The organism is Aestuariimicrobium sp. G57, from assembly GCF_050110855.1.
Classification (GTDB): domain Bacteria; phylum Actinomycetota; class Actinomycetes; order Propionibacteriales; family Propionibacteriaceae; genus Aestuariimicrobium.
Genome location: NZ_JBNINW010000002.1, coordinates 65,121 through 88,058 on the forward strand (window position 1 = coordinate 65,121; position 22,938 = coordinate 88,058).

The 22,938-nt window shown below is 68.6% G+C and carries 18 protein-coding genes and 1 tRNA gene; 15 read left to right on the top strand and 4 right to left on the bottom strand.

From position 1 onward, the window contains the following. Positions 1-23 precede the first annotated feature (23 nt). The 3 genes from ACQCX5_RS04325 to ACQCX5_RS04335 all read left to right on the top strand — a co-directional run bounded on the left by ACQCX5_RS04325 (position 24) and on the right by ACQCX5_RS04335 (position 1,880). Positions 24-100, top strand: a tRNA-Pro gene (locus tag ACQCX5_RS04325). Positions 101-526: 426 nt separating this feature from the next. Further along, complete coding sequence (locus ACQCX5_RS04330; RefSeq protein ID WP_434540784.1) at positions 527-1,408, top strand: hypothetical protein; 882 nt, start codon at positions 527-529, stop codon at positions 1,406-1,408. Beyond that, on the top strand, positions 1,392-1,880 hold the full coding sequence (locus tag ACQCX5_RS04335; RefSeq protein ID WP_434540785.1) for a globin: 489 nt from the start codon (positions 1,392-1,394) through the stop codon (positions 1,878-1,880). Before ACQCX5_RS04330 ends, ACQCX5_RS04335 begins: the two co-directional genes overlap by 17 nt. Here ACQCX5_RS04335 and ACQCX5_RS04340 read toward each other — a convergent pair. Beyond that, positions 1,870-5,301: a proline dehydrogenase family protein gene (locus ACQCX5_RS04340; protein ID WP_434540786.1), complete on the bottom strand. Its 3,432-nt coding sequence runs from the start codon at positions 5,299-5,301 to the stop codon at positions 1,870-1,872. The two genes, ACQCX5_RS04335 and ACQCX5_RS04340, sit on opposite strands and share 11 nt — an antisense overlap. Positions 5,302-5,602: 301 nt before the next feature. Between ACQCX5_RS04340 and ACQCX5_RS04345 the strand changes: the two genes are divergently transcribed. From ACQCX5_RS04345 to ACQCX5_RS04375, 7 genes are all read left to right on the top strand, one after another. After that, the gene (locus ACQCX5_RS04345) at positions 5,603-6,316 is read left to right on the top strand and encodes an FhaA domain-containing protein (protein WP_434540787.1); all 714 of its coding nucleotides are present in this window, start codon (positions 5,603-5,605) and stop codon (positions 6,314-6,316) included. A 1-nt stretch (position 6,317) separates the two neighbouring features. Then, positions 6,318-6,791, top strand: a complete 474-nt coding sequence (locus tag ACQCX5_RS04350; RefSeq protein WP_434540788.1) for an FHA domain-containing protein FhaB/FipA — start codon at positions 6,318-6,320, stop codon at positions 6,789-6,791. Continuing rightward, a complete protein-coding gene (locus tag ACQCX5_RS04355; protein ID WP_434540789.1) occupies positions 6,788-8,221 on the top strand; it encodes a protein phosphatase 2C domain-containing protein in 1,434 nt (477 codons plus the stop codon). The genes ACQCX5_RS04350 and ACQCX5_RS04355 overlap by 4 nt, the downstream gene beginning before the upstream one ends. Before the next feature lie 164 nt (positions 8,222-8,385). After that, on the top strand, positions 8,386-9,747 hold the full coding sequence (locus ACQCX5_RS04360; RefSeq protein ID WP_434541287.1) for an FtsW/RodA/SpoVE family cell cycle protein: 1,362 nt from the start codon (positions 8,386-8,388) through the stop codon (positions 9,745-9,747). After that, positions 9,744-11,171, top strand: coding sequence for a peptidoglycan D,D-transpeptidase FtsI family protein (locus tag ACQCX5_RS04365; RefSeq protein ID WP_434540790.1), 1,428 nt, complete (start codon positions 9,744-9,746; stop codon positions 11,169-11,171). Before ACQCX5_RS04360 ends, ACQCX5_RS04365 begins: the two co-directional genes overlap by 4 nt. An 89-nt stretch (positions 11,172-11,260) precedes the next feature. Next, entirely contained in the window at positions 11,261-13,105 is a 1,845-nt protein-coding gene (gene pknB, locus ACQCX5_RS04370; protein WP_434540791.1) for a Stk1 family PASTA domain-containing Ser/Thr kinase, read from the top strand. Positions 13,106-13,131: 26 nt separating this feature from the next. Further along, the gene (locus ACQCX5_RS04375; protein ID WP_434540792.1) at positions 13,132-13,761 is read left to right on the top strand and encodes an aminodeoxychorismate/anthranilate synthase component II; all 630 of its coding nucleotides are present in this window, start codon (positions 13,132-13,134) and stop codon (positions 13,759-13,761) included. A 34-nt stretch (positions 13,762-13,795) separates the two neighbouring features. Here the strand turns inward: ACQCX5_RS04375 and ACQCX5_RS04380 are convergent, their stop codons facing one another. Continuing rightward, on the bottom strand, positions 13,796-14,590 hold the full coding sequence (locus tag ACQCX5_RS04380; RefSeq protein ID WP_434540793.1) for a DUF881 domain-containing protein: 795 nt from the start codon (positions 14,588-14,590) through the stop codon (positions 13,796-13,798). A gap of 108 nt (positions 14,591-14,698) precedes the next feature. On the opposite strand from ACQCX5_RS04380, the gene ACQCX5_RS04385 reads away from it, so the two are divergent. Further along, on the top strand, positions 14,699-14,986 hold the full coding sequence (locus ACQCX5_RS04385; protein WP_434540794.1) for a cell division protein CrgA: 288 nt from the start codon (positions 14,699-14,701) through the stop codon (positions 14,984-14,986). A gap of 121 nt (positions 14,987-15,107) precedes the next feature. On the opposite strand, the gene lysS is transcribed toward ACQCX5_RS04385, so the two are convergent. Continuing rightward, complete coding sequence (gene lysS / locus ACQCX5_RS04390) at positions 15,108-16,577, bottom strand: lysine--tRNA ligase (protein ID WP_434541288.1); 1,470 nt, start codon at positions 16,575-16,577, stop codon at positions 15,108-15,110. Between the two features lie 245 nt (positions 16,578-16,822). Here lysS and ACQCX5_RS04395 point away from each other — a divergent pair, with 245 nt between their 5' ends. Beyond that, entirely contained in the window at positions 16,823-17,674 is an 852-nt protein-coding gene (locus tag ACQCX5_RS04395) for a heavy metal-binding domain-containing protein (RefSeq protein ID WP_434540795.1), read from the top strand. Positions 17,675-17,698: 24 nt separating this feature from the next. Here ACQCX5_RS04395 and ACQCX5_RS04400 read toward each other — a convergent pair whose 3' ends face one another. Next, on the bottom strand, positions 17,699-18,397 hold the full coding sequence (locus ACQCX5_RS04400) for an HAD-IA family hydrolase (RefSeq protein WP_434540796.1): 699 nt from the start codon (positions 18,395-18,397) through the stop codon (positions 17,699-17,701). Positions 18,398-18,485: 88 nt separating this feature from the next. Here ACQCX5_RS04400 and ACQCX5_RS04405 point away from each other — a divergent pair, with 88 nt between their 5' ends. Genes ACQCX5_RS04405 through ACQCX5_RS04415 form a run of 3 tightly spaced genes read left to right on the top strand, consistent with a single transcriptional unit; the run spans position 18,486 to position 22,935 of the window. Then, entirely contained in the window at positions 18,486-19,127 is a 642-nt protein-coding gene (locus tag ACQCX5_RS04405) for a TetR/AcrR family transcriptional regulator (RefSeq protein WP_434540797.1), read from the top strand. After that, positions 19,124-20,863: an ABC transporter ATP-binding protein gene (locus ACQCX5_RS04410; RefSeq protein ID WP_434540798.1), complete on the top strand. Its 1,740-nt coding sequence runs from the start codon at positions 19,124-19,126 to the stop codon at positions 20,861-20,863. Before ACQCX5_RS04405 ends, ACQCX5_RS04410 begins: the two co-directional genes overlap by 4 nt. After that, the gene (locus ACQCX5_RS04415) at positions 20,860-22,935 is read left to right on the top strand and encodes an ABC transporter ATP-binding protein (RefSeq protein WP_434540799.1); all 2,076 of its coding nucleotides are present in this window, start codon (positions 20,860-20,862) and stop codon (positions 22,933-22,935) included. Before ACQCX5_RS04410 ends, ACQCX5_RS04415 begins: the two co-directional genes overlap by 4 nt. Positions 22,936-22,938 lie beyond the last annotated feature (3 nt).

Consider the following 22,938-nt stretch of genomic DNA (forward strand, 5'->3'; position numbering starts at 1 on the left):
CGGTCTTCCCGCAGGAAACCAATCGGGGTGTGGCGCAGCTTGGTAGCGCGCGTCGTTCGGGACGACGAGGCCGCAGGTTCAAATCCTGTCACCCCGACCACCTGTTCAGCCCGGATCCTTCACAGGGTCCGGGCTGAACTGTGTTGTGCGGCAGCTCGTGGCCAAGACACGTGGACATGGCGTCAGCGAGAGTCGATGGGCAGGTGCCGCACTCCCACCAAGCCGCACGCACCCGCCTTCACCACTGCCGGCGTTCATGTCCAGAACCCGGCCAAACCTTGGCACACAGCCCCGAGGACGGCACGTTCGGCGAACTCCAGCCCGATTCTGGGCACTCACGTCCCGAGCCTGAAGACCCCTGTCACCGGGGGCAATCTGGTGATGGCCGTCTCCGCTGGCGCGGCCGCTGCACCTTCTGGTGGCCTGGAAGACATGATGGGACCAGCAGATCAGGCGCGCCCGTCGACGAGTACCGATTGACACGGGTAAGTTTCTGACCTGACCGCGCTGAACTTGTGGAGGACAGATGGCAGAGCTGGACCCCTTCGGGCGCGAACCGCGCCACGAACGACTGTCCGATCGTGAAACCACCCAGCGCATGCTCGACGTGGGCGTGGCGAGGGTGCAGGGCGAGGGGCTGCGCATCAGCTTCGACCAGCTGCGCTACGAAGAACTGATCACCGACGCGAACGTCGCCCGCAGCACCGTCTATCGCCGCTGGCCCACCAAGCAGCACTATTACGCCGACCTGCTGCGTGAACTCGCCCAGAGCAACCACCACGCCACGGCGGCCTGGCAGCAGTCCGGGCCCAAGGTTGCCCTCGAGCGCGCCGATGAACTGTTGCCCCAGCTCGCCACGGCCGCCGGACGTCGCGCGGTGGCTGTTGAACTCTGCCGGGCGACGTCCCAGAGCACGGCAGAGATCCTGACCACGTCGAATGAGTGGCACACGTTCCTGACGCTGAGCGCCACGCTTGCGGGGCTGCCGACCAAGGTCGCACTCCAGGGCGACCTGCAGGACGCGATGGGTGCTGCCGAGACGCGGTTCCACGAGCTGAGCGCCGAGTACTACCAGGCCACGCTCGACCTGATCGGCTTCCGGCTGAAGCCCGACCTGGCGCCGACGACCACGATCGAGTCGGTCACCCGGCTCGGCGGGGCCTGGCTCGAGGGTGCGGCCCTGAAGGCCATCACCAATCCGAACGCCTGGGGGCGTCCGACGACGAGTGACCCCTTCGGCACCGGCACGCAGGCCGAGTGGACCATGGTCGGTCTTGGCTTCACCGCCCTGATGCTGGGTGTGTTCGAGCCCGATCCCGAGCAGGCGGCAGAATGGGATGAGGAGAAGATCGCCGCCTGCCGCGCGGCACTCGAATCGCTGAGAGCTGTGAATGACCGAGACCACTGAGTCGTCCGAAACCACCGAGCCCGAAACCACCGAGCCCGAAACCACCCTGTACGAACGCATGGGTGGCCGCGCCACCTTCGAACGCATCACCGACGTGTTCTACGCGGGTGTCGCGGACGATCCCCTGCTGAAGCCGATGTACCCCGAAGAGGACCTCGGCCCTGCCAAGGTGCGGCTGCGGATGTTCCTGGAGCAGTACTGGGGCGGCCCGACGACCTATTCCGAGACCCGCGGCCACCCGCGTCTGCGCATGCGGCACGTGCCGTTCGCCGTGACGCCCACGGCCCGCGACCGGTGGCTGCACCACATCATGGCCGGCGTCGACGCCGTGGCGCTCGAACCGGAACTCGATGCGCTGCTGCGCGACTACCTGCAGCGCGCGGCGCATTCGATGGTGAACCAGTTCGAGGACGGTTCGCCCTCGAACGGCCGGGCCTTCGGCACCGGTGGCGGGCTGCCGATCACCCGCTGACAGCATCGCTCAGCCCGCGGACTTCGCCGAACCGGTGGTTGGTGACGCAGACCGCCTGTTCGTGGACGAACACGAGGCCTTCCAGTCGTCCGGATTCGGTGACGGGCTGGTCGTACAGGGCCACATCGGCCCGAGCTCCCACCTCGCGGGCGACGTCGGCGCGGTCGATGCCGATGAGCCGCACGCGGTGGTGCGGGTGGCCCAGCCGCGAGACCCAGTCGTGGTCGCGTGGCCTCACGCGCACGCCGGCGACCGCCAGGGCCCGGACGACGTCGCCCGGCAGGGTACCGGCACACGAGACGACGATCGGCGACCCCTTGTCGGCCCCGAGCGCGAGCCCGGCGCCGACGACCCTGAGCACCTGGCTGGGGCTGGCGTCGGCCCCGACCCGCACCAGCACCGGGGTGGGTCGGTAGCGCAGCAGGTTGGCCTCGACCTCGAGGCCGGTGGGGTCATGGGCGGCACCGAGCTCGGCCGCGGCACGGGCATCGCTGCGGAAGGCCCGGTCCAGGAAGTCGCGCTCGTCGCGGCTCAGGGTGATGTGCTGCGCAAGCAGTGCCAGCCCCGCAGACGTGATCGGCCCGGAAGGTGCGGCCGGGGCTGAAACCCAGTCTGACAACGCCAGCAGGTAATTGGGCCCGCCTGCCTTGGCGCCCGGGCCGACGGCCGACTTCTTCCAGCCGCCGAAGGGTTGCCGGCGCACGATCGCGCCGGTGATGCCCCGATTGACGTACAGGTTGCCCGCCTGCACCCGGTCGGCCCAACGGGTGACGTCGGCCGGTTGCTGCGTGTGCAACCCCGCCGTCAGGCCATAGTCGACGGCGTTCTGCCAGGCGATGGCCTCGTCCAGCGTCTCGGCGGCCATGACGCCGAGCACGGGGCCGAAGTACTCGATGCGCGCGAACTCCGAGGCGGGACGCACGCCGCCGCGCACACCCGGTGACCACAGGCGGCCTGAATCGTCGAGGGGACGCGGCTCGACCCACCACGACTGGCCCGCTTCAAGCCGTGTGAGGGCGTCGGCGAGCTTGCCGGCGGCAGGGGTGATGAGCGGGCCGACCTGGCTGCGAGGGTCGTCGGGCCAGCCGACGGCGAGGCTTTCGACGGCGTCGATGAGCTGTTCACGAAAGCGCCGGGAGCGGGCCACCTGGCCGACCAGGATCACCAGCGAGGCGGCCGAACACTTCTGCCCGGCGTGGCCGAATGCCGAGGCGACAACGTCTTTCACGGCCAGGTCGACGTCGGCGCTGGGGGCGACGATGATGGCATTCTTGCCGCTCGTCTCGGCGAGCAATGACAGCCCGGGGCGCCAACCCAGGAACATCTCGGCGGTCTCGTAGCCGCCGGTGAGCACCACCCGGTCGACGCGAGGGTCGCTGATCAGGGCCTGGCCGAGAGTGCCCTCAGGCACGAGTGCCACCTGCAGCACATCGCGGGGCACGCCGGCCGCCCACAGCGCCTCGACCATGGCCACGCCACAGCGTTCGGCCTGCGGGGCGGGCTTGATGATGACCGACGCCCCCACGGCGAGGGCAGCCAGGGTCGACCCGGCGGGGATGGCGAGGGGAAAGTTCCAGGGCGGGGTGACCACGATGAGCCGCGGCGGCACCTGGGTGGCACCGTCGAGGTGGTCGAGTTGCTCGGCGCAGTCCGCGTACCAGCGGGCGAAGTCGATGGCCTCGCTGACCTCGGGGTCGCCCTGGTCAAGGGTCTTGCCGCATTCATCGGCCATGACGGCGAGCAGGTCGGCGCGGCGGGCGGACAGTTCATCGGCGGCCCGGCGCAGGATCTGGGCGCGGCCTGCTGCGCCGAGGTCGGCCCAGCCGGTGGCGGAACGGATGGCCTTGTCAACGGTTGTTTCGAGGGCATCTGGGGTGGTGATGCGGTGGGCCGCGAGGTCGTCCGGGGGCAGGGGCAGGCGGGCCAGGACAGCGCGGCCCCAGGCGAGGTTGGCGGGCAGGGCGGGGTCGGTGTCGGGTTCGTTGGTGAACGGGCTGGGCGAGTGGGCGGGTGAGGGGTGCTGGGTGCGGTCCTGGGTCCTGAACGTGACCGGCACTGCCTCGTCCATGGCCGTGACCGAGGCGGTGAACCGGTCACGTTCACGGGCGAACAGGGCAGGTTCGTCGGCCAGGCCGGTGACGGCGGACAGGAAGTTCTGCGGCGAGGCGCCCTCGTCGAGGCGGCGGACGAGGTAGCTGATGGCCACGTCGAAGTGCTGCGGGTGCACGACGGGGGTATAGAGCAGCAGCGACCCGGTGGTGCGGCGCACCGCCTCGGCCTGGGCGGGGGCCATGCCCAGCAGCATCTCGACCTCGACCTGGTGCTGCACACCCCGCTCGGTGGCCAACAGCCAGGCCCAGGCGAGGTCGAACAGGTTGTGGCCGGCGATGCCGATGCGCACTGCCTGCGTGTGCTCGGGGCGCAGGGCCTGGTTGAGCAGGCGCAGGTAGTGGGAATCGGTCTGCTGCTTGGTCGACCACGTGGCCCGGGGCCAGCCGCGCAGCTGCGACTCGACAACCTCCATGGGCAGGTTGGCACCCTTGACCACGCGCACCTTGATGGGGGCTCCCCCACGGGCGACGCGGGCGCTCGACCAGTCGGTGAGGTCACGCAGGGTGGGCAGGGCCTCGGGAAGGTAGGCCTGCAGCACGATGCCGGCGCGCATGGTGAGCAGGTCGTCGGCATCGAGCAGGCGCCGGAACACCGCCGTGGTCAGGCGCAGGTCGCGGTATTCCTCCATGTCGAGGTTGATGAAGCAGCCCGCGACGTGGGCGGCGCGGTACAGGGGCGTGAGCCGGGCGCAGATGTCATCGACGGCCTCGTCGAACGCCCAGGGCGAATGTGGGGCGATGACTGCCGAGACCTTCACCGAGATGTGGTCGACATCGGGGCGGTGCACGAGGTCGAGCAGCTGGGCCAGGCGACGATCGGCCTCGCAGCGGCCCAGCACGGCCTCGCCGAGCAGGTTGACGTTGAGCTTGGCGCCGTCACGGGTCAGGCGGCTGAGCTGCCTTGTCAGAGCACGGTCAGAGGCGTCAACCACCAGGTGGCCCACCATCGCGCGCAGGGCGCGGCGCACCACGGGCACCACGAGCTGCGGGGCGACACGCGCCCCCGCCGCAGCCAGTCGCAGCCCCGCCCGCAGGTGCGGCGGGATCGAGCGCGGCACGTCCCGGGCAAGCCTGCGCAGCTGGTCGGCGGCGGCGCGTGGGTCTTCGGGGCGGATCACCCCGTCGATGAACCCGACGGCGAACTCGAGGCCATGCGGGTCGGCGAGCAGGGCTGTCAGCTGGGCCGCCTGACCGGCCACCGGAATGCTGTGGCTGGTCTGCAGCCACTGCTCGACCAGGGCGACGGCGGGCTCGACAAGGTGAGCGGGTTCGAGGGGTGGGGCAGCTTCGACAGGTGACGGCATCGGCACCCCTCCAGTGTGCTCTCGCGGGCACCTGCCGGCTGGGGCTGGTGACCAGAACCCGGCCGAACTTCGCCATTCCGCCCCACCAGCGCCCGGTTTGACCAACTCCGGCCCGATTCCGGACACCCGGCACCCACCACCCCAGTGGCACCCGAACCCGCACCACCATCCCACCACCGGCTCCACCACCGGCTCCACCACCGGCGCGGGCAGTGACCCCCACCAGCCCTGCAGGTACTCTGGTGGCTGCCCCCGCGTCGCTAGCATTGACCAGGGCAACAGTGGCAATCACCGGAAGGGAGTGACCGTGGGCCTGTTCGACAAAATGGAGAAGTCCATCGAGGGCGCCGTCAACGGCGTGTTCGCCCGCGCCTTCAAGGGTGACGTGCAGCCGGTCGAGATCGCCGCACGACTGCAGCGCGAGCTCGACTCCGAGGCCAAGCTGCTCAGCCGTGACAAGCGCCTCGTGCCGAACTCCTTCGTGGTCGGCCTGTCGCAGCGTGACTACGAGCGGCTCGTGCCCTATGCCAAGACCCTCAATGCCGAGATCGTGCCCGAACTGCGCGACCATGCCGCCGAGCGTCGCTACGTGTTCAATGGCCCCATCGTCATCGACTACGAACTCGACGAGTCGCTGCCGACCGGTCGGTTCACCGTCTCGAGCTCTGCCGCCGACGGTCCCCACGAAGCTGCCCACCCGCACCGCCGCCCCCGCGCGCACCGCTCGCCGCTGGTGCTCGAGGTCAACGGCGTGCGCCACCCCCTCACCCCGCCCGGGCTGCTGATCGGACGAGGTTCAGAAGCCGACCTGCGCATCAATGACCCCGGCATCAGCCGCAAGCACGCGATGATCCACGTCAGCGGTGACGGCGACGATGTGAGCATCCGCATCGAAGACCTCGGCAGCACCAATGGCATCATCGTCAACGGCACAAAATGCCGCGAGGCCACGATCACCGACGGCACCCGCCTCGAGATCGGCACCACGCGCATGCTGGTGCACTCCCCCGCGGGGTCATAGCTTGAGCGAACTGATCGTCGGGGCGCTCAAGATCGCCTTCCTCGCCGTGCTGTGGGCCTTCATCCTCTTCGCGGCCAACGTCATCCGCACCGACATGTTCGGGCGGCAGGTGGCGACCGCCACCGAAGGCCCCACCCTCGAGCACCCGGGCCGCCCCCGCAAGAAGCGCACCGCGCGCAACGCCCCCACCGTCCTGCGGGTCATCGAGGGTCGCCAGGCAGGCCTCACCATCCCCCTCGCCGGCGTGGTGGGTCTCGGCCGGGCCGCCGACTCGGCACTCAACCTGGACGATGATTACGCCTCGACCCGCCACGCCCAGCTGACCCGTGACGACGAGGGCCAGTGGTGGCTCGAAGACCTGCGCTCGACCAACGGCACCAGCCTGAACACCGTGCGTGTCACGGTGCCCACCCAGGTGCAGAACGGCGACACCATCCGCATCGGCCGCACCGTCATGAAGCTGGAACGCCCATGACGTTCAGCCTCGATGTGCGCTCCCATTCCGAGACCGGGCCCCTGCGCAAGAACAACCAGGATTCCGGCTTCGCCTCACCCAACATGCTGGTCGTCGCCGATGGCATGGGCGGCGCCGCCGCCGGCGACCTGGCCAGCACCGTCGCCATCAGTTTCGTCGAACGCGTCGATGAGCGGCACACCGGCGAAGACATGCTTTCGGTGCTCGCCGGGGCCGTCAGCCGGGCCAACGACAAGCTCGCCGACCTCGTCGCCGCCGACCATTCGCTCGACGGCATGGGCACCACTGTCACCGGCGCCATGTTCTCGGGTGACCAGCTCGGCATCGTCCACATCGGTGACTCACGCGCCTACGTGCTGCGCGACGGCCACCTCGACCGCATCACCACCGACCATTCGTGGGTGATGTCGCTGGTCGCCGAGGGCAAGATCAGCGAGGCCGAGGCCGAGACCCACCCGCACCGCAACCTGTTGCTGAAGGTGCTGAACGGCCAGCCCACCCACACCCCCGACGCATTCCTGTACGACCTGAGCCTGGGCGACCGGCTGCTGCTGTGCAGCGACGGCCTGTGCGGCTTCGCGAACGACGCCACGATCCTCGAGCACCTGCGCAACGAATCACTCGACGATGCCATGAACGGCCTTGTCAAGGCCGCCTATGCCGGCGGTGGCGCCGACAACATCACCATCGTGCTGGCCGACGTGGTGCCCCAGGACGACGAGCTCGACGCGAAGCCGGCCGTGGTCGTCGGCGCAGCCATCGACACCCGCATCCCCGACGTGCCCGAGGCCGGTATTGACCTGGGCGACGACGAACCGCTGCAGACCGAAGACGGCAACCGCATCCCCCGCGCCCCGGCACCAGTGGTGATCGACCCCGAACAGGTCGAGTCGATCCGCTACGCCCCCACCCTGGTGCGCCGCCGCCGCTGGTTCGCCCCTGTGATCAGCACCGTGCTCATCCTCGTCGCGCTCATGGGCATCGCATTCGCCGGCATCGCCTACACCCGCACCCAGTACTACGTCGGTGCCAGCGGCGGGACGGTCGCGATCTACAACGGCGTGCCCGGCCAGCTGCTCGGCGTGAAGTTCCAGCGCAAGGCCGAGGACACCGACGTCAAGGTGGACGACCTGCCGGCGTTCTACCAACAAAAAGTGCACGCCACGATCGACGTGGCCGACCTCGACTCCGCCCGCGCCACCGTCGCCGAGTTGCGCGTGTTCGCCAACGCCTGCCGCGAGCAGCGCGCGAAGGGACGAACCCCCTCGACCGCCCCGAGCCCGAGCGGCACGCCGCAGCCCTCGACGGCCAGCGCGTTGCCAAGTGCCGGGCCGAGCGCATCACAGACCCCCAGCTCGTCGCCGGTGCTGTCGCAGACCGCAGCCACGCCGTCCGCCACGGCCTCACCCGCGCCGGGAGAGGGTTGCTGATGAGCGGCTACGTGGCCACCGGTGACGGCGGCAACGCCGCCATCGCCCAGCAGGCAGCCGGTGCCGCAGACGTGTCCGGGCGCGCGGTCGCGGGGTTGCCCAGCACCGCAGCCCCCGGAGCCGTGCTGGTCAGCTACCACAAGCGCCGCAACACCGAACTCGCGATGCTGCTCGTGGCGTGCGCGCTCGGCCTGGGCGGCTGGCTGCTGACCGGGCTGAACCTGACCGGCCAGATCCCCGACAACTGGGGCTGGGTGTGCGGGCTGTGGCTCGGCATGGCCCTGGCCGCGCACCTGGTGATCCGCTTCGCGGCCCCCTATGCCGACCCGCTGATCCTGCCGTGCGTGATCGCGCTCAACGGGCTCGGGCTGGCGATGATCCACCGCATCGACCAGATCCCCACCCCGCCGCGCGCCGACGCGTACACCCAGTTCATCTGGACCGGGCTGGGCATGGTGCTGTTCGCCCTGGTGGTCATCTTCATCCGTGACCTGCGCCGGTTCGACCGGTTCCCCTACCTGTTGTTCCTGGCCGGGTTGGGGCTGCTGCTGCTGCCGCTGGTACCGGGTCTTGGCGTCGAGCTGAACGGCTCGCGCATCTGGATCCGCGTGGCCGGTTACTCGTTCCAGCCATCCGAGGTGGCCAAGATCCTGCTCGCGTTCGCGTTCGCCAGTTACCTGGTGGCCAAGCGCGAGGTGCTGGCGCTGTCCGGGTTCAGGTTCGGGCCGATCCAGTTTCCGCGGCTGCGCGACCTGCTGCCCATCGGGCTGATGTGGGCCGCCGCGATGGCAGTGCTGGTCTTCCAGTCCGACCTGGGCACGGCGCTGCTGTTCTTCGGGCTGTTCGTGATGATGCTCTACGTGGCCACCGAGCGCATCGGCTGGGTCGTGATCGGGGTGTCGAGCTTCGCCGTCGGGGCCCTGGCCGCCTACCAACTGTTCGGGCATGTGCGCGTCCGGGTCTCGGCCTGGCTGAACCCGTTCGAGAATTTCGACCAGAACCTGCAGGTGATCAGCGCCCAGTACGGCTTCGCGTGGGGCGGTTTGACCGGACGAGGCTGGGGTCTGGGACGGCCGGGGTTGACCCCGCTGGCCAAGAGTGACTTCATCAGCGCCGCCATCGGCGAAGAACTCGGCATCGCGGGGCTGATGGCGATCATCCTGATCTACGCCATCCTTGTCTCGCGTGGTCTGCGCGCGGCACTGAGCACCAGTAACGAGTTCACCAAGCTGCTCGCCTGCGGGTTGTCGTTCGTGTTTGCCCTGCAGGTCTTCGCCATCATCGGCGGCGTCACCAGGCTGCTGCCGCTCACCGGGCTGACGACGCCATTCATGAGCCAGGGCGGCTCGTCCCTGGTCGCCAACTGGGTGATCATCGGCATTTTGATCGTGATCAGCCACAACGGGCGCAAGCCCGTTGCGGTGCTCAAGCACGACCCGATGCCCGAACAGGTGGCACTGACCAGCCCGAGCGGCCCCACCGGGCAGGCCGGCATGGACGACGAGACCCAGGTGGTGACCCCATGAACAGACCCATCCGCAAGGTCGCCGTGGTGGCCGCCGTGATGTTCTTCGCCTTGCTGGTCAACGCGAGCTGGCTCGAAGTGGGACGTGCCACCACGTTGAACCATGACACCCGCAACCGTCGCGTCACCGATGCCGAGTACGCGCGCAACCGCGGCGCCATCCTGGTGGGCACCGACGCGATCGCGCAGTCGGTGCCCCAGTCGGGACGATTCGCGTTTGCACGCCGCTACTCCCAGCCGGCGCTGTATGCCCATGCCACCGGCTACTACGCCTATGACTTCGGCTCGGCCGGCATCGAGCTGAACTACTCCAAGCAGTTGGCCGGCACCAGCGACGACCAGTTCTTCAACCGGCTGGTCGACCGGCTGACCGGCAAGGCACCGGCGGGCGGTTCGACGCTCACCACCCTGGACGCCGCCGCCCAGAAGGCCGCCTACGACGGCCTGGCCGGCCGCAAGGGTGCGGTGGTGGCGCTCGACTGGACCACCGGGGCCGTGCTGACCTATGTCAGCCTGCCGACGTTTGACCCCAATGCGCTGTCATCGACGAACCTCGCCACCTCGCAGAAGGCGTGGAAGGACCTCAACGCCGACAAGAACAGGCCGCTGGCCAACCGGGCGTCCAAAGAGATCTACCCGCCCGGCTCGACATTCAAGCTCGTCACCGCCGCCGCAGCCCTCGAGAACGGGTCGGCGCCGGGCAGCCTGTTCAAGGCCCCCGAGTCGCTGCGGCTGCCGCAGAGCAATGTCACGCTGACCAACCAGATCAACTGTGGTGGCGCCGAGGTGACCCTCGAACAGGCGCTCAAGGTCTCGTGCAACACGGCGTTCGCCAACATCGGCATGGACCTGGGTGCCGACAAGCTCAACGCCCAGGCCGAGAAGTTCGGCTTCAACAAGACCGTGCCGACCGATGTGCCGTGGGCGACGAGCAACTTCCCGACCACGCTCGACACCCCGCAGACCGCGATGAGCGCCATCGGCCAGTACGAGGTGGCGGCCACCCCGCTGCAGATGGCCATGGTCATCGGCGCGATCGCCAACGGCGGCCAGGTGATGCAGCCGTACATGGTCAAAGAGGTGCGCGATGCCGACCTGTCGGTGATCTCGACGCACCGACCGGTCAAGCTCGACAAGGCCATGAGCACCGACAACGCCAGGTTGCTGGCCGACATGCTGGTGGTGGTCGTGGACGACGGCACCGGCAAGCCGGCGAAGGTCGACGGCACGCGCGTCGGCGGCAAGACCGGCACGGCGCAGTCCGACCCGAACAGGCCCCCGTATGCATGGTTCGTCGCGTTCAGCGAGAACCCGAACGTGGCCGTGGCCGTCTTCATCGAGGACGCCGACATTGACCGAAGTGAGATCGCGGGCGGCCGTCTGGGCGGCCCCATCGCCAAAGCAGTGATTGAGGCGCTGAAATGAACGACAACGACGACACTCAGCAGCACCACCCCGGGCAGGATGGGGAGCAGACGACGGTGATGACACCGCCCACGGAAAGGACCAGACCGATGACGGTGCAGGGCAGTGTGCTCGGTGACCGCTACCGGCTCGACGAGATCATCGGGCGCGGCGGGATGGCTGAAGTGTGGCGCGCCCGTGACATCCGGTTGCACCGTGACGTGGCGATCAAGCGGCTGCGGGTCGACCTGGCGACCGACCCGACGTTCCAGGCCCGGTTCCGCCGTGAGGCGCAGGCCGCCGCCGGCCTGAACCACCCCAACATCGTCGCCGTCTACGACACCGGCGAGGCGGACGACCCCACCACGCACATCACCGTGCCCTACATCGTGATGGAACTGATCGAGGGCCACACCCTCAAGGATGTGCTGCGCGACGGCCGCAAGATCCTGCCCGAACGGGCGCTGGAGTTCGTCCAGGGCACGCTGGGCGCCCTGGCCTATTCGCACCGCGCCGGCATCGTGCACCGGGACATCAAACCCGCCAACGTCATGCTCACTGCCGACGGTGTGGTGAAGGTGATGGACTTCGGCATCGCCCGCGCCGTGTCGGACACCTCGGCCACCATGACCCAGACCGCTGCGGTCATCGGCACGGCCCAGTACCTGTCACCCGAGCAGGCCCGCGGCGAGACCGTGGACGCCCGCTCCGACATCTATTCGGCCGGCTGCCTGCTCTACGAGCTGTTGGTGAGTCGCCCGCCCTTCATCGGCGACTCCCCGGTGAGCGTCGCCTACCAGCATGTGCGTGAGCTGCCGGTCGCGCCGAGCGAGCTCGACCCCGAGATCACGCCGGCGATGGATGCGATCGTGCTGAAGGCGCTGGCGAAGGACCCGGCCCAGCGCTACCAGAGCGCCGAGGAAATGCATGACGACATCGGCCGCCTGCTGGCGGGCGAGCCGGTCACCGCCGTGGTGCCCGTGGCGCTGCCCGTGCCGCCGGACCCGCCCGTGACGCCCCTCGTGGCCGGCGCAGGGGCCTCGTCCGACCAGGTCGACGCGATGGCCGACGTCGACGACGAACCCGAACGCAAGAACCGCACACTGCCGATCGTGGTCGCCGTGCTGGTGCTGGCGCTCGTGGGCGCTCTGGGCTATGGGCTGTGGCAGGTGTTCAAGCCGGCCGAGACCCCGGTGGTCACCCAGGTGCAGGTGCCCGGCGTGGTCGGGCTCAGCGAGAACGCCGCCAAGTCGACGATCGTGAACTACAAACTGCGGGTCGGTGCCGTGACCTATGTGAACCAGGCCGAAGAGACCCGTGGCCAGGTGGTCGAGCAGAACCCGGTGATGCAGGCGACGGTGCCCGAGGGCACGGCCGTCAACATCACGGTGAACCTTGGCCCGAAGACCAGCAAGGTGCCCACGGGCCTGTTGGGGATGACCCAGGCCCAGGCCACCGATGCGCTGAAGAAGGCCGGGTTCACGGTCAAGGTCGTCGCGGACGACCCCAGGACCGAGCCTGTGCAGTATTCCAAGGGGCAGGTCTCGAACGTGAACCCCTCAGAGGGCGCCGATGTGCAACAGGGCACCGAGGTGACCATCACCGTCGCCACCGGCACCTCGGTGGTGCCGAACCTGCGCGGCAAGACCGCCGCTGATGCCGAGGCGCTGGCCCGGCAGAGCGGGTTCACGATCACCGTGGTGGAAACCCCGACCTCGCAGGCACGCCCCGGCGAGGTGTTCGACCAGACGCCGGGCGACGGTGTGGTGGCCGACCGCACCAAGCCGATCCAGGTCGAGGTGGCGGTGGCCCCGCCGACGCCGACCGTGAGTTCGTCCCCATCCGCCTCGAGCGCACCGAGCACACCGGCGACGAGTCAGGCCTCGACCCCGGCGCCGAGTTCGCCGAACACCAGCTCCGGGGCGTCCACACCGGGCAACGACGGCACCCCCTGACGGGCTCCTGGGGGCACAATGGATCGGTGAAGATCCTCGTCATCGACAACTACGACTCATTCGTCTACAACCTCGTGCACTACCTGGCCCAGCTGGGTGCTGAGGTCGACGTCTGGCGCAACGATGACGCCCGCTTCGCCGACCCCGGGTTCCACACGGGTTACGACGGCATCCTGGTCTCACCCGGCCCCGGCACCCCCGAGGACGCCGGTGTCTGCATCGATGTCATCCGCAGCCACGGCGGCCTCGTCCCGATCTTTGGTGTCTGCCTGGGCCTGCAGGCGATGGCCGTGGCGCACGGCGCCGTCGTCGACCGGGCCCCGGAATTGCTGCACGGCAAGACCTCGCTGGTCACCCACCACGACCTGGGGGTGTTCGCGGGGCTGCCGTCGCCGCTCACGGCGACGCGCTACCACTCGCTGGCGATCGTCCCCGATACCCTGCCGGACGAACTGCAGGTGACGGCCCTGACCGAGTCGGGCGTGATCATGGGCATCCGGCACCGCGACAAGCTGCTCGAGGCGGTGCAGTTCCACCCCGAATCGGTGCTGACCCAGGGCGGTTACCAGATGCTCGCCAACTGGCTGGCCGACTGCGGCGATGCGGGGGCGGTGCAGCGGGCCGCGGGCATGTCACCGTTGGTTGCTGTTGACTGAGATCCGGGTTTACTGAGATCTGTGCACGAGGGGCTCAGCTCGGGGGCTTGGCGTATTTCAGCGCCGCCTCGCCCTGGAAGCCGGGCATCGTCACGTGCGGCACCTGCTCGAGAGCCCAGCCCAGGCGATAGGCCTCGGCGTACTGCTTGTAGATGGCGACCTCGCTGCTGGCCTGGATCGCGGTCAGCAGGCGGGCGGTGTCACCGATGGCGACGATCTCATAGGGCGGGGCATAGGGAATGCCGTGCAGCACCACCGAGTTGCCGACGCACTTGATGCCGGTGGTCGAGATGACCCGCTGCCCCTGCACCGTCATGGCCTCGGCGCCGGCACCCCAGAACAGGTTCACCACCATCTGGATGTCCTGCTGGTGCACGATGAGCAGGTCTTCGTCGACGCCCTCGGGTTTGACGTCGAGCGGGGCGTCATCGAGCACGACTTTCACGGCCGGTCCCTGCACGGGGGACGCGCCGGCCCGGGCTGATACCTGTTCGAGCTGCGCGTTCAGGGCCGGGTCGCCCGACGTCTTCGAGAGCTTGTCGAGCTCTTCACGTTGGGCGGCCACCTTGGCGGCCAACGCCTTGTTCTCGTTCGAGCGAGCCTGCACCTGCCCCGCAAGGTCGCGGTTGCCGGCGCGCGGGTCACCGCCGCGCACCGACAGTGCGCCGATGGTGGCCATCAGCGCCGCGATGGCGACCACCAGCAGGCTCGCGAGGCGTCCGGTGGTGGTCTTGCGGCGTCGTCGCGCACGGGCATGGGCGCGGCGGAACAGCCGCTGCAGCCGGGTCGCCAGCCGCCGTCGGGGCCCGGGGGTGGTGCCTGCGCCCATGGCTCCTCCTCGCGGTTTCGGTGGTGTGACCGGTCTCGACTAGGCTACCTTCCAGAAACCACGGGGCCCATGACCATGGGCGCGACCGGATATTGGGGGACACGAAGCATGGCCAAGTCGAAGGTGTCGAAGTCGGCGGCGACCAAGCGCAAGACGCAGGACGTCGTCGAGGCCGCCCAGAAGCGCCGGGAGCGCCAGGCCAAGGCCGACTATGTCTCGCGCCGCTGGGTACCGCCGCTGTTCATCACTGTCGGCGTGCTGGGTGGCCTGTGGCTGGTCGTGTACTACATCGCCGGCAACCGGATCGACTTCATGTCGGCGCTGGGTGACTGGAACGTGCTGATCGGCATGGGCCTGATGGCGGCGGCGTTTGCCCTGTCGACGCTGTGGAAGTAGCCGGCACCCTCGCTGAACGTTGACAACGCCGGGCCCCTGGAGGGGCCCGGCGTTTCGCGCGTCCGGGGATTCGGGTGCGGGGTGTCGGGTGCGGGGTGTCGGGTGCGGGAGTGTCGGTGGCTCAGTGCGAGGCCGGGCGCAGCAGCGGGAACAGGATCGTCTCGCGGATGCCGGCACCGGTGAACAGCATGATGAGCCGGTCGATGCCCAGTCCCAGGCCACCCATCGGCGGGGCGCCGAATTCGAGGGCCGCCAGAAAGTCCTCGTCCAACTGCATCGCCTCGGGGTCACCGGCTGCCGCCTGCAGCGACTGGGCGGTGAGCACGTCGCGCTGCACGATGGGGTCGATCAGCTCGCTGAACCCGGTGCCGCGCTCGACGCCTCCGATGATCAGGTCCCAGGCCTCGACCATGCGCGGGTCGTCGCGGTGCGGACGGGCCAGCGGCTGGGCGACGGCCGGGTAGTCGCACACGAACGTCGGCTGGATTAGGGTGGGCTCGACGATGTCGCCGAACAGCTGCATGGCGAGCTTGCCGTCGTTCCAGGCGGGGTTGACCTCGATGTCGTGCGCGCCGGCGATGCGCTCGAGGTCGGCGCGGCTGGTATCGAGGGTGACCTCTTCGCCGAGCGCGGCTGACAGGCCGGGGTACATGCCGAGCCAGGTCCAGTCACCGTCCAGGTTGATGGTGCCGTGGGACGAGTCGACCTGCAGCAGGTCGAGCTCGCGGGCGGCATTCTGGATCAGGTCGGTGACCAGCTGCGCAATGGTGAACTGGTTGCCCCAGGACTGGTAGGCCTCGAGCATGGTGAACTCGGCCGAGTGGGTCGAGTCGATGCCCTCGTTGCGGAAGATGCGGCCCATCTCGTAGACCCGGTCGGTGCCGCCGACCATGGCGCGCTTGAGGTAGAGCTCGAGCGCGATGCGCAGCGTCATGTCGTTGTCGAAGGCATTCAGGTGGGTGTTGAACGGACGCGCCGCGGCACCACCGTGGATCAGCTGCAGCGTCGGGGTCTCGACCTCGAGGTAGCCCTGGTCCTCAAGGGTGCGGCGCAGGCTGCGGGTGATCGCCGAGCGGGTGCGCACCATCTCGCGGGCCTCGGGGCGCACCACCAGATCGGCATAGCGCTGGCGCACACGGGCCTCTTCCGAGAGTTCCTTGTGCAGCACGGGCATCGGCCGCAGGGCCTTCGACGCCATGCGCCAGTCGGCAGCCATCACCGAGAGCTCACCGCGGCGCGACGAGATCACGCGGCCGCGCACCCAGACGAAGTCGCCCAGGTCGACATCGGTCTTCCAGTCGGACAGCCGCTGCTCGCCGACCTCGGCGAGCGACAGCATCACCTGCAGGCGTTCGCCGTTGTCAGCCGGCGTGAAGCCGTCCTGCAGGGTGGCGAAGGCCAGCTTGCCGGTGTTGCGGATGAACACGACCCGGCCGCCGATGGTGACCTCGTCCTGGGTCTCGTCACCGGACTCCAGGTGGCCCCACTGCTCGCGCACCTGCGCCAGGGTGTGGGAACGTTCGAGGTCGACCGGGTAGGCCTGCTGGCCCGAGTCGAGCAACCGCTGACGCTTGTCACGCCGCACCTGCACCTGCTCCGAGACGGCCTGCTCGTGGTCGGCGGCGGTCTGCGCGGGGGTGGGGGTGGGGGCGTTCTGTTCAGTCACGGGGGCCAGCCTATCGACCGGTGGCGGCCGGGGCGATTTGATGGGCTGCCGGGCGGTGTCCAGCGGCGGTGTCCAGAACCCGGCCGGAGTTGGCCGGAGCTGCCGCTACGCGTGCAGGATCGCCAACTTCTGCCGGGTCCTGGTCCACACCACCAACTAGGCTGGGGCGCATGAGCAACCCTCCCTACGGAAACAACCCGTACGGCCAGAACCCCTATGGCCAGCCGCAGTCACAGCCGTCGGCTGGCTGGGGACCGAACTCCGGCGCGGGCAACCAGCCGCCGCAGCAGCCGGGGTGGGGCCAGCCCGGCCCGCAGTGGGGCCAGCCGCAGCAGCCGCAACCGCCACAGCAGCCCGGTGGTTGGGGTGCCCCGCAGCGCCCCGGGCAGCCCCCGCAGCAACACCAGCCGGGGCAGCCTGGCTGGGGCGCGCCGCAGCACAGCCAGTCGGCGCCGCAGCAGCCCGGTCAGCAGTACCCCGGCCAGCAGTACCCGGGCCAGCCCCAGCAGGGTCAGGTGCCGCCCAGCCCGGTGCCGCCGAGCCCAGTGCCCGAACCCGAACCCCGCAGGGCCGTCATTGCCGAGCGTGAGGTCATCGTGGCGACCACCGAGGCGATCCCGGGGCACGAGGTGCACGAGATCCTCGGTGAGGTCATCGGTGTGGTCACCCGCCCGCGTGACATGCGCGCCCAGGCTGACCTGGCCGTGATCCTGACCGAAACCCGGCAGGCCGCCGTCACCGCGATGGTCGACATGGCCACCCGGGCAGGCGCCGACGCGGTCATCGGCCTGCGTTTCGACGGCGGCAAGATCAGCGACGGCGCCTCTGAGGTCACCGCCTACGGCACGGCCGTGAAGTTCGACGGCCCGCAGCGCGCCTCGGACGCGCAGGACCAGGCCGAAGCCGACCCCCAGGGCGAGCAGCAGCACGACCAGCCCCAGCACGACCAGGACCAGGGCGAGCAGCAGCACGACCAGCCCCAGCACGAGCAGGAACAGCACAACCCGTTCACGGGCTTCTGATCAGACGCACTGCCACGGGCCCGCTCAGGCGGTGGTGACCACCACCCCGGGGCGGGCCCCGTCGAAGCTGTCGTCGATGAACCGCACGGCGGCGAGGTTGTCGACCACGGCATCGGCCTCGGGTTCAAGCCGGTCACGCGTATTGGTGCTGATCACAGCCAGCGTGGCGCACCCGGCCGCCCGCGCCGCCTGCAGTCCGGCCGGGGCGTCCTCGACCACGAGGCACTTGGCGGGGTCAACGGCCAGCCACTCCGCCGCCCGCAGGAACGGGTCGGGGTTCGGCTTGCCGCGCTCGACATCATCGACGGTCACAATGACCTTGGGCCGGGGCAGCCCACTGACGCGCATCCGAGCATCCATGAGTGGGCGGTGGCATGAGGTGGCGATGGCGCGACGCGACTCGTCCAGCGCCAGCAGCGCCTCGCGCGCACCGGGCAGCGGCACCACGCCCTCAACATCGTCGACCTCGAGCTGGTTGATGAACTCGGTGGCCTCGGCCCGAGTGTGTTCGGGCAGCAGCCGCTCGATGATCATGCCCGAGGGCATGCCGTGGCTGTGGGCCAGCTGTTCGGCGGTGATCCCGTAACGGATGGCCCAGGTCGTCCAACTGCGCATCACCGCCGCGGTCGAGTCGACGAGCGTGCCGTCCATGTCGAAGATGACGGCGTCGAAGGTCTGCCCGGCCAGCGGGCCGAGGATGCTGCGGGTCACAGGAGCGCTCACGGGTTCATCCTAGGCAATGCCCCTGACATGGATTCGTGGCCCAGAATTCATTTGATGAGTGAGTACTCACTCACTATTCTTGGACGACGTGAGCCCACGAGCACCTGCGCTACCACCCGACCAGCGGCGGGCTGCCATCATCGCAGCCGCCACCCCCCTGTTGCTGAGCGACCCGCTCGGCTTCACCACCCGCCAGGCCGCCGAGGCCGCGGGCATCGCCGAAGGTACCCTGTTCCGCTACTTCGAGACCAAGGCCGACCTCGTCGAGGCACTGGTCACCTGCCGGCTCGACAGCGGTCCCGCTGCCGACCACCTGGCGACCCTGCGCCAGGACACCCTCGAAGGCACCGTCACCGCCATCCTCGAGACATTGGGCGTCGGCATTCGCGAGATGACCACGCTGTTCTCGGCAATCACCGCCCACGCGGCCGGCAAGCCGTTCCACCGTCCAGAAGACCACGCGGCCCATCTCGAGCGCATGCACCGAATGGACCGCGCCATCGCCGAGGCACTCGAACCCTTCTCGGACCAGCTGCGACTGCCCACCCTGACCGTCGCCTTCCACCTGCGCTCGCTGGCCTTCAGCGTGAACCACCCGATGCTCGGTTCGCACGCTGATCGCGATGCCATCGACATGACCGAGGTGGTCAACGTGCTGCTGCACGGTGTCGTCACCACCACGGCCCCACCCAGCACCCAGTCCTCCCCGATTCTCCAGGAGTCACTGTGAACCTCATCCGACTCATCAACACCCACATCAGGCCGTACCTCGGCCTCGTGGGCGCCGTGGTGCTGCTGCAGGTCGTGGCGACCGCCGCGTCCCTCGCCCTGCCCACACTCAACGCCCGCATCATCGATGACGGCGTGCTCAACCAGGACCTCGCCCTGGTCTGGCGCAACGGCTTCATCATGCTGGGCGTCGCCGCGCTGCAGGCGCTGTGCCAGATCTCGGCGGCCTACCTCGGCGCGCAGGCCGCCATGAGCCTGGGCGCAGACCTGCGCTCACACCTGTTCAACCGCGTGCTGTCGTTCAGCACCCGCGAGGTCAACCGCTTCGGCGCGCCCTCGCTGATCACCCGCAATACCAACGACGTGCAACAGGTGCAGATGCTGGTGCTGATGTCGTTGATCATGATGATCACCGCACCGATCACCATGATCGGGGGCGTCGTGATGGCGCTGCGTGAAGATGTGCAGTTGTCCGGGGTGATCCTGGTCGCGGTGATCGTGCTCGGCGTCTCGCTGGGGCTGCTGATCATGCGCGCGATGCCGCTGTTCCAGCAGGTGCAGCAGAAGATCGACACACTGAACCGGGTGGTCCGTGAACAGATCACGGGCATCCGCATCGTCAGGGCATTCGCCCGCGAGCCCTACGAGGCCCGCCGTTTCGACGAGGCCAATACCGACCTCACCGACCTCAACCTGCGCATCGGACGCCTGATGGCGCTGCTGTTCCCGCTGATGTTCGGCGTGATGAACATCTCGCAGGTGGCGGTGATGTGGTTCGCCCGCACCCGGATCGATTCCGGTGCCCTGCAGGTCGGCCAGCTGACGGCGTTCATGGTCTACCTCGTGCAGATCCTGATGAGCGTGATGATGGCCACGATGCTGGTCTTCATGGCGCCGCGCGCCGAGGTCTCTGCAGGTCGCATCAACGAGGTGCTCGACACCGAGACCAGCGTGCTGCCCCCCAAGCAGGGGCTCACCGAGATGCCGCGCCCCGGCCATGTGCGCTTCGAGAATGTGACGTTCAACTACCCAGGTGCCGAGGTGCCAGTGCTGTACGACGTGAGCTTCGAACTGCACCCCGGCCAGACGACGGCCATCATCGGCTCGACGGGTTCGGGCAAGTCGACGCTGGTCAACCTGATCCCGCGGCTGTTCGACACCACCCGCGGACGCATCCTGGTGGGCGGGGTGGACGTGCGCCACCTCGACCCGGACACTCTGTGGGCTGCCATCGGCCTGGTGCCACAGCGTCCCTACCTCTTCAGCGGCACGGTCTCGTCCAATTTGAAGTACGGCGACCCGGACGCGACCGACGAGCAGATGTGGCAGTCGCTGACCATCGCCCAGGCGGCGGACTTCGTCGGCGAGATGCCCGAGCAACTGCAGGCACCGATCAGCCAGGGCGGCACCAACGTCTCGGGCGGCCAGCGGCAGCGGCTCTCGATTGCCCGCGCGCTGATCAAGAAGCCCGACCTGTATGTGTTCGACGACTCGTTCTCGGCGCTCGACGTTGCCACGGACGCGCGTCTGCGCGAGGCGCTGCGGCCGGCGACGCGCGAGGCGGCCGTGCTGATCGTCGCACAGCGGGTCTCGACCATTCGCCATGCCGACCAGATCATCGTGCTCGACGACGGGCGCGTGGTCGGGCGTGGCATCCACGAAGAACTGATGCAGACCTGCCCGACCTATGTCGAAATCGTCGATTCGCAGCTGAGCGCAGAGGAGGCCGCAGCATGAGCACGGACCCCGGGAACAAGACCGACAGCGCGCAGGTCAAGCCAGTGAAGGCCAATGCACGCGACGAGAACGAGGCGATCGCCCGCAAGGCGGGTGCCAGTGCGGGGCACGGGCCGATGGGTGGCATGGCCGTGGCCCAGAAGGCGGCGAGTTTCGGCCCGTCGTTGAAGCGCCTGCTGGGGCGCATGCGCGGCGAACGTCCGCTGGTCATCGTGGTGGTGCTGCTCGCCATCGCCGGTATCGCCGCCAACGTCGTGGGCCCGAAGATCCTGGGCCGGGCGACCGACCTGATCGTCGCCGGCGTAGTGGGCAAGCAACTGCCCGGCGGCGTGTCGAAAGAGGTGCTGATCGAGCAACTGCGGGCGCAGGGTCGTGGCGACTTCGCCGACCTGCTTCGGACGATGCCGGTCGTGCCGGGCCAGGGCATCGACTCGACGGCGCTGGGTTCGGTGCTGATGCTGGCGCTCGGGCTGTTCCTGGGCGCGATGCTGCTGACGTTCATCCAGGGCTATGTGCTCAACGGGATCGTGCAGCGCCTGGTGTACTCGATGCGCAAGGAACTCTCGGCCAAGCTCGACAGGCTGCCGCTGAGCTATTTCGACAAGCAGCCACGCGGTGAGCTGCTCAGCCGCATGACCAATGACATCGACAACGTCTCGCAGACCCTGCAGCAGACGCTGCAGCAGATGCTGAACGCAGTGCTGATGGTCGTCGGCGTGCTGGCGATGATGTTCTGGGTCTCGTGGGAACTCGCGCTGATCACCCTGCTGATCCTGCCCCTGTCGGGGGTGGCCGCGGCGGTCATCGGCAAGCGTGCCCAGGTGCAGTTCAAGGGCATGTGGGCCTCGACGGGCAAGCTCAACCAGACGATCGAAGAGAGCTTCACCGGTCACGCGCTGGTCAAGGTCTTCGGACGCCAGCGTGAGGTCGAGCACGTCTTCGCCGAACGCAACGACGAACTCAAGCGCTCCGCCTTCATGGGGCAATTCCTCAGCGGCATGATGATGCCGGTGATGTTCCTGATCGGCAACCTGAACTACGTTGTCATCGCGGTGTTCGGGGCGGTTCGGATGTCCCAGGGGCAGATGCCACTGGGTGATGTGCAGGCGTTCATCCAGTACTCACGCATGTTCACCCAGCCGATCACCCAGCTGGCGTCGATGGCCAACCTGTTGCAGTCGGGCGTGGCCTCGGCCGAGCGCGTCTTCGAGGTGCTCGACGCCGAAGAGATCGTGCCCGACCGGGATGGTGAGCTGCCGGTCACCGAGGGCCTGGTGCGCTTCGAGCAGGTGAGCTTCAGTTACTCGGCCGACAAGCCGCTGATCGAGCACCTGGAGCTGACCGCCCTGCCGGGCCAGACGGTCGCGATCGTCGGCCCGACCGGTGCCGGCAAGACGACGCTGGTGAACCTGCTGATGCGCTTCTATGAGCTGGACGGTGGCCGGATCACCCTGGACGGCGTCGACATCGCCTCAGTGTCGCGGGCGCAGTTGCGCACCAGGCTCGGCATGGTGCTGCAGGACACCTGGCTGTTCGGCGGCACGATTCGCGAGAACATCTTGTACGGCAACGTCGAGGCCACCGAACAGCAGATGCTCGAGGCCGCCCGGGCGACCTATGTGGACCGGTTCGTGCACTCGCTGCCCGATGGCTATGACACTGTCATCGATGACGAGGGTTCGAACATCTCTGCTGGCGAGAAGCAGCTGATCACCATCGCGCGGGCGTTCCTGGCCGATCCGGCGATCCTGATCCTCGATGAGGCGACGTCCTCTGTCGACACCCGCACCGAGGTGCTGGTGCAGCATGCGATGAACCGGCTGCGGCAGGGCCGCACGGCGTTCGTGATCGCGCACCGGCTGTCGACCATTCGAGATGCCGACGTGATCCTGGTCATGGAGCAGGGCCGGATCGTCGAGCAGGGAACTCACGCCGAGTTGCTGGCCCGTGAGGGTCACTACTACGACCTCTACGAGTCCCAGTTCAAGGCCGCGCTTGAGGTTGACGACGGCGCTGAGCTCGCGGGGGCGGCCCCAGGGGGCGGTGCTGGCGGCATGGGCATGATGGGCTGAGCC

Coding starts and splice junctions, on each gene's coding strand:
- ACQCX5_RS04415 (WP_434540799.1), top strand. CDS start 20,860: ATGAGCACGGACCCCGGGAACAAGACCGACAGCGCGCAGGTCAAGCCA.
- ACQCX5_RS04360 (WP_434541287.1), top strand. CDS start 8,386: ATGCTGCTCGTGGCGTGCGCGCTCGGCCTGGGCGGCTGGCTGCTGACC.
- ACQCX5_RS04380 (WP_434540793.1), bottom strand. CDS start 14,590: ATGGGCGCAGGCACCACCCCCGGGCCCCGACGGCGGCTGGCGACCCGG.
- ACQCX5_RS04385 (WP_434540794.1), top strand. CDS start 14,699: ATGGCCAAGTCGAAGGTGTCGAAGTCGGCGGCGACCAAGCGCAAGACG.
- ACQCX5_RS04335 (WP_434540785.1), top strand. CDS start 1,392: ATGACCGAGACCACTGAGTCGTCCGAAACCACCGAGCCCGAAACCACC.
- pknB (WP_434540791.1), top strand. CDS start 11,261: ATGACGGTGCAGGGCAGTGTGCTCGGTGACCGCTACCGGCTCGACGAG.
- ACQCX5_RS04330 (WP_434540784.1), top strand. CDS start 527: ATGGCAGAGCTGGACCCCTTCGGGCGCGAACCGCGCCACGAACGACTG.
- ACQCX5_RS04355 (WP_434540789.1), top strand. CDS start 6,788: ATGACGTTCAGCCTCGATGTGCGCTCCCATTCCGAGACCGGGCCCCTG.
- ACQCX5_RS04365 (WP_434540790.1), top strand. CDS start 9,744: ATGAACAGACCCATCCGCAAGGTCGCCGTGGTGGCCGCCGTGATGTTC.
- ACQCX5_RS04395 (WP_434540795.1), top strand. CDS start 16,823: ATGAGCAACCCTCCCTACGGAAACAACCCGTACGGCCAGAACCCCTAT.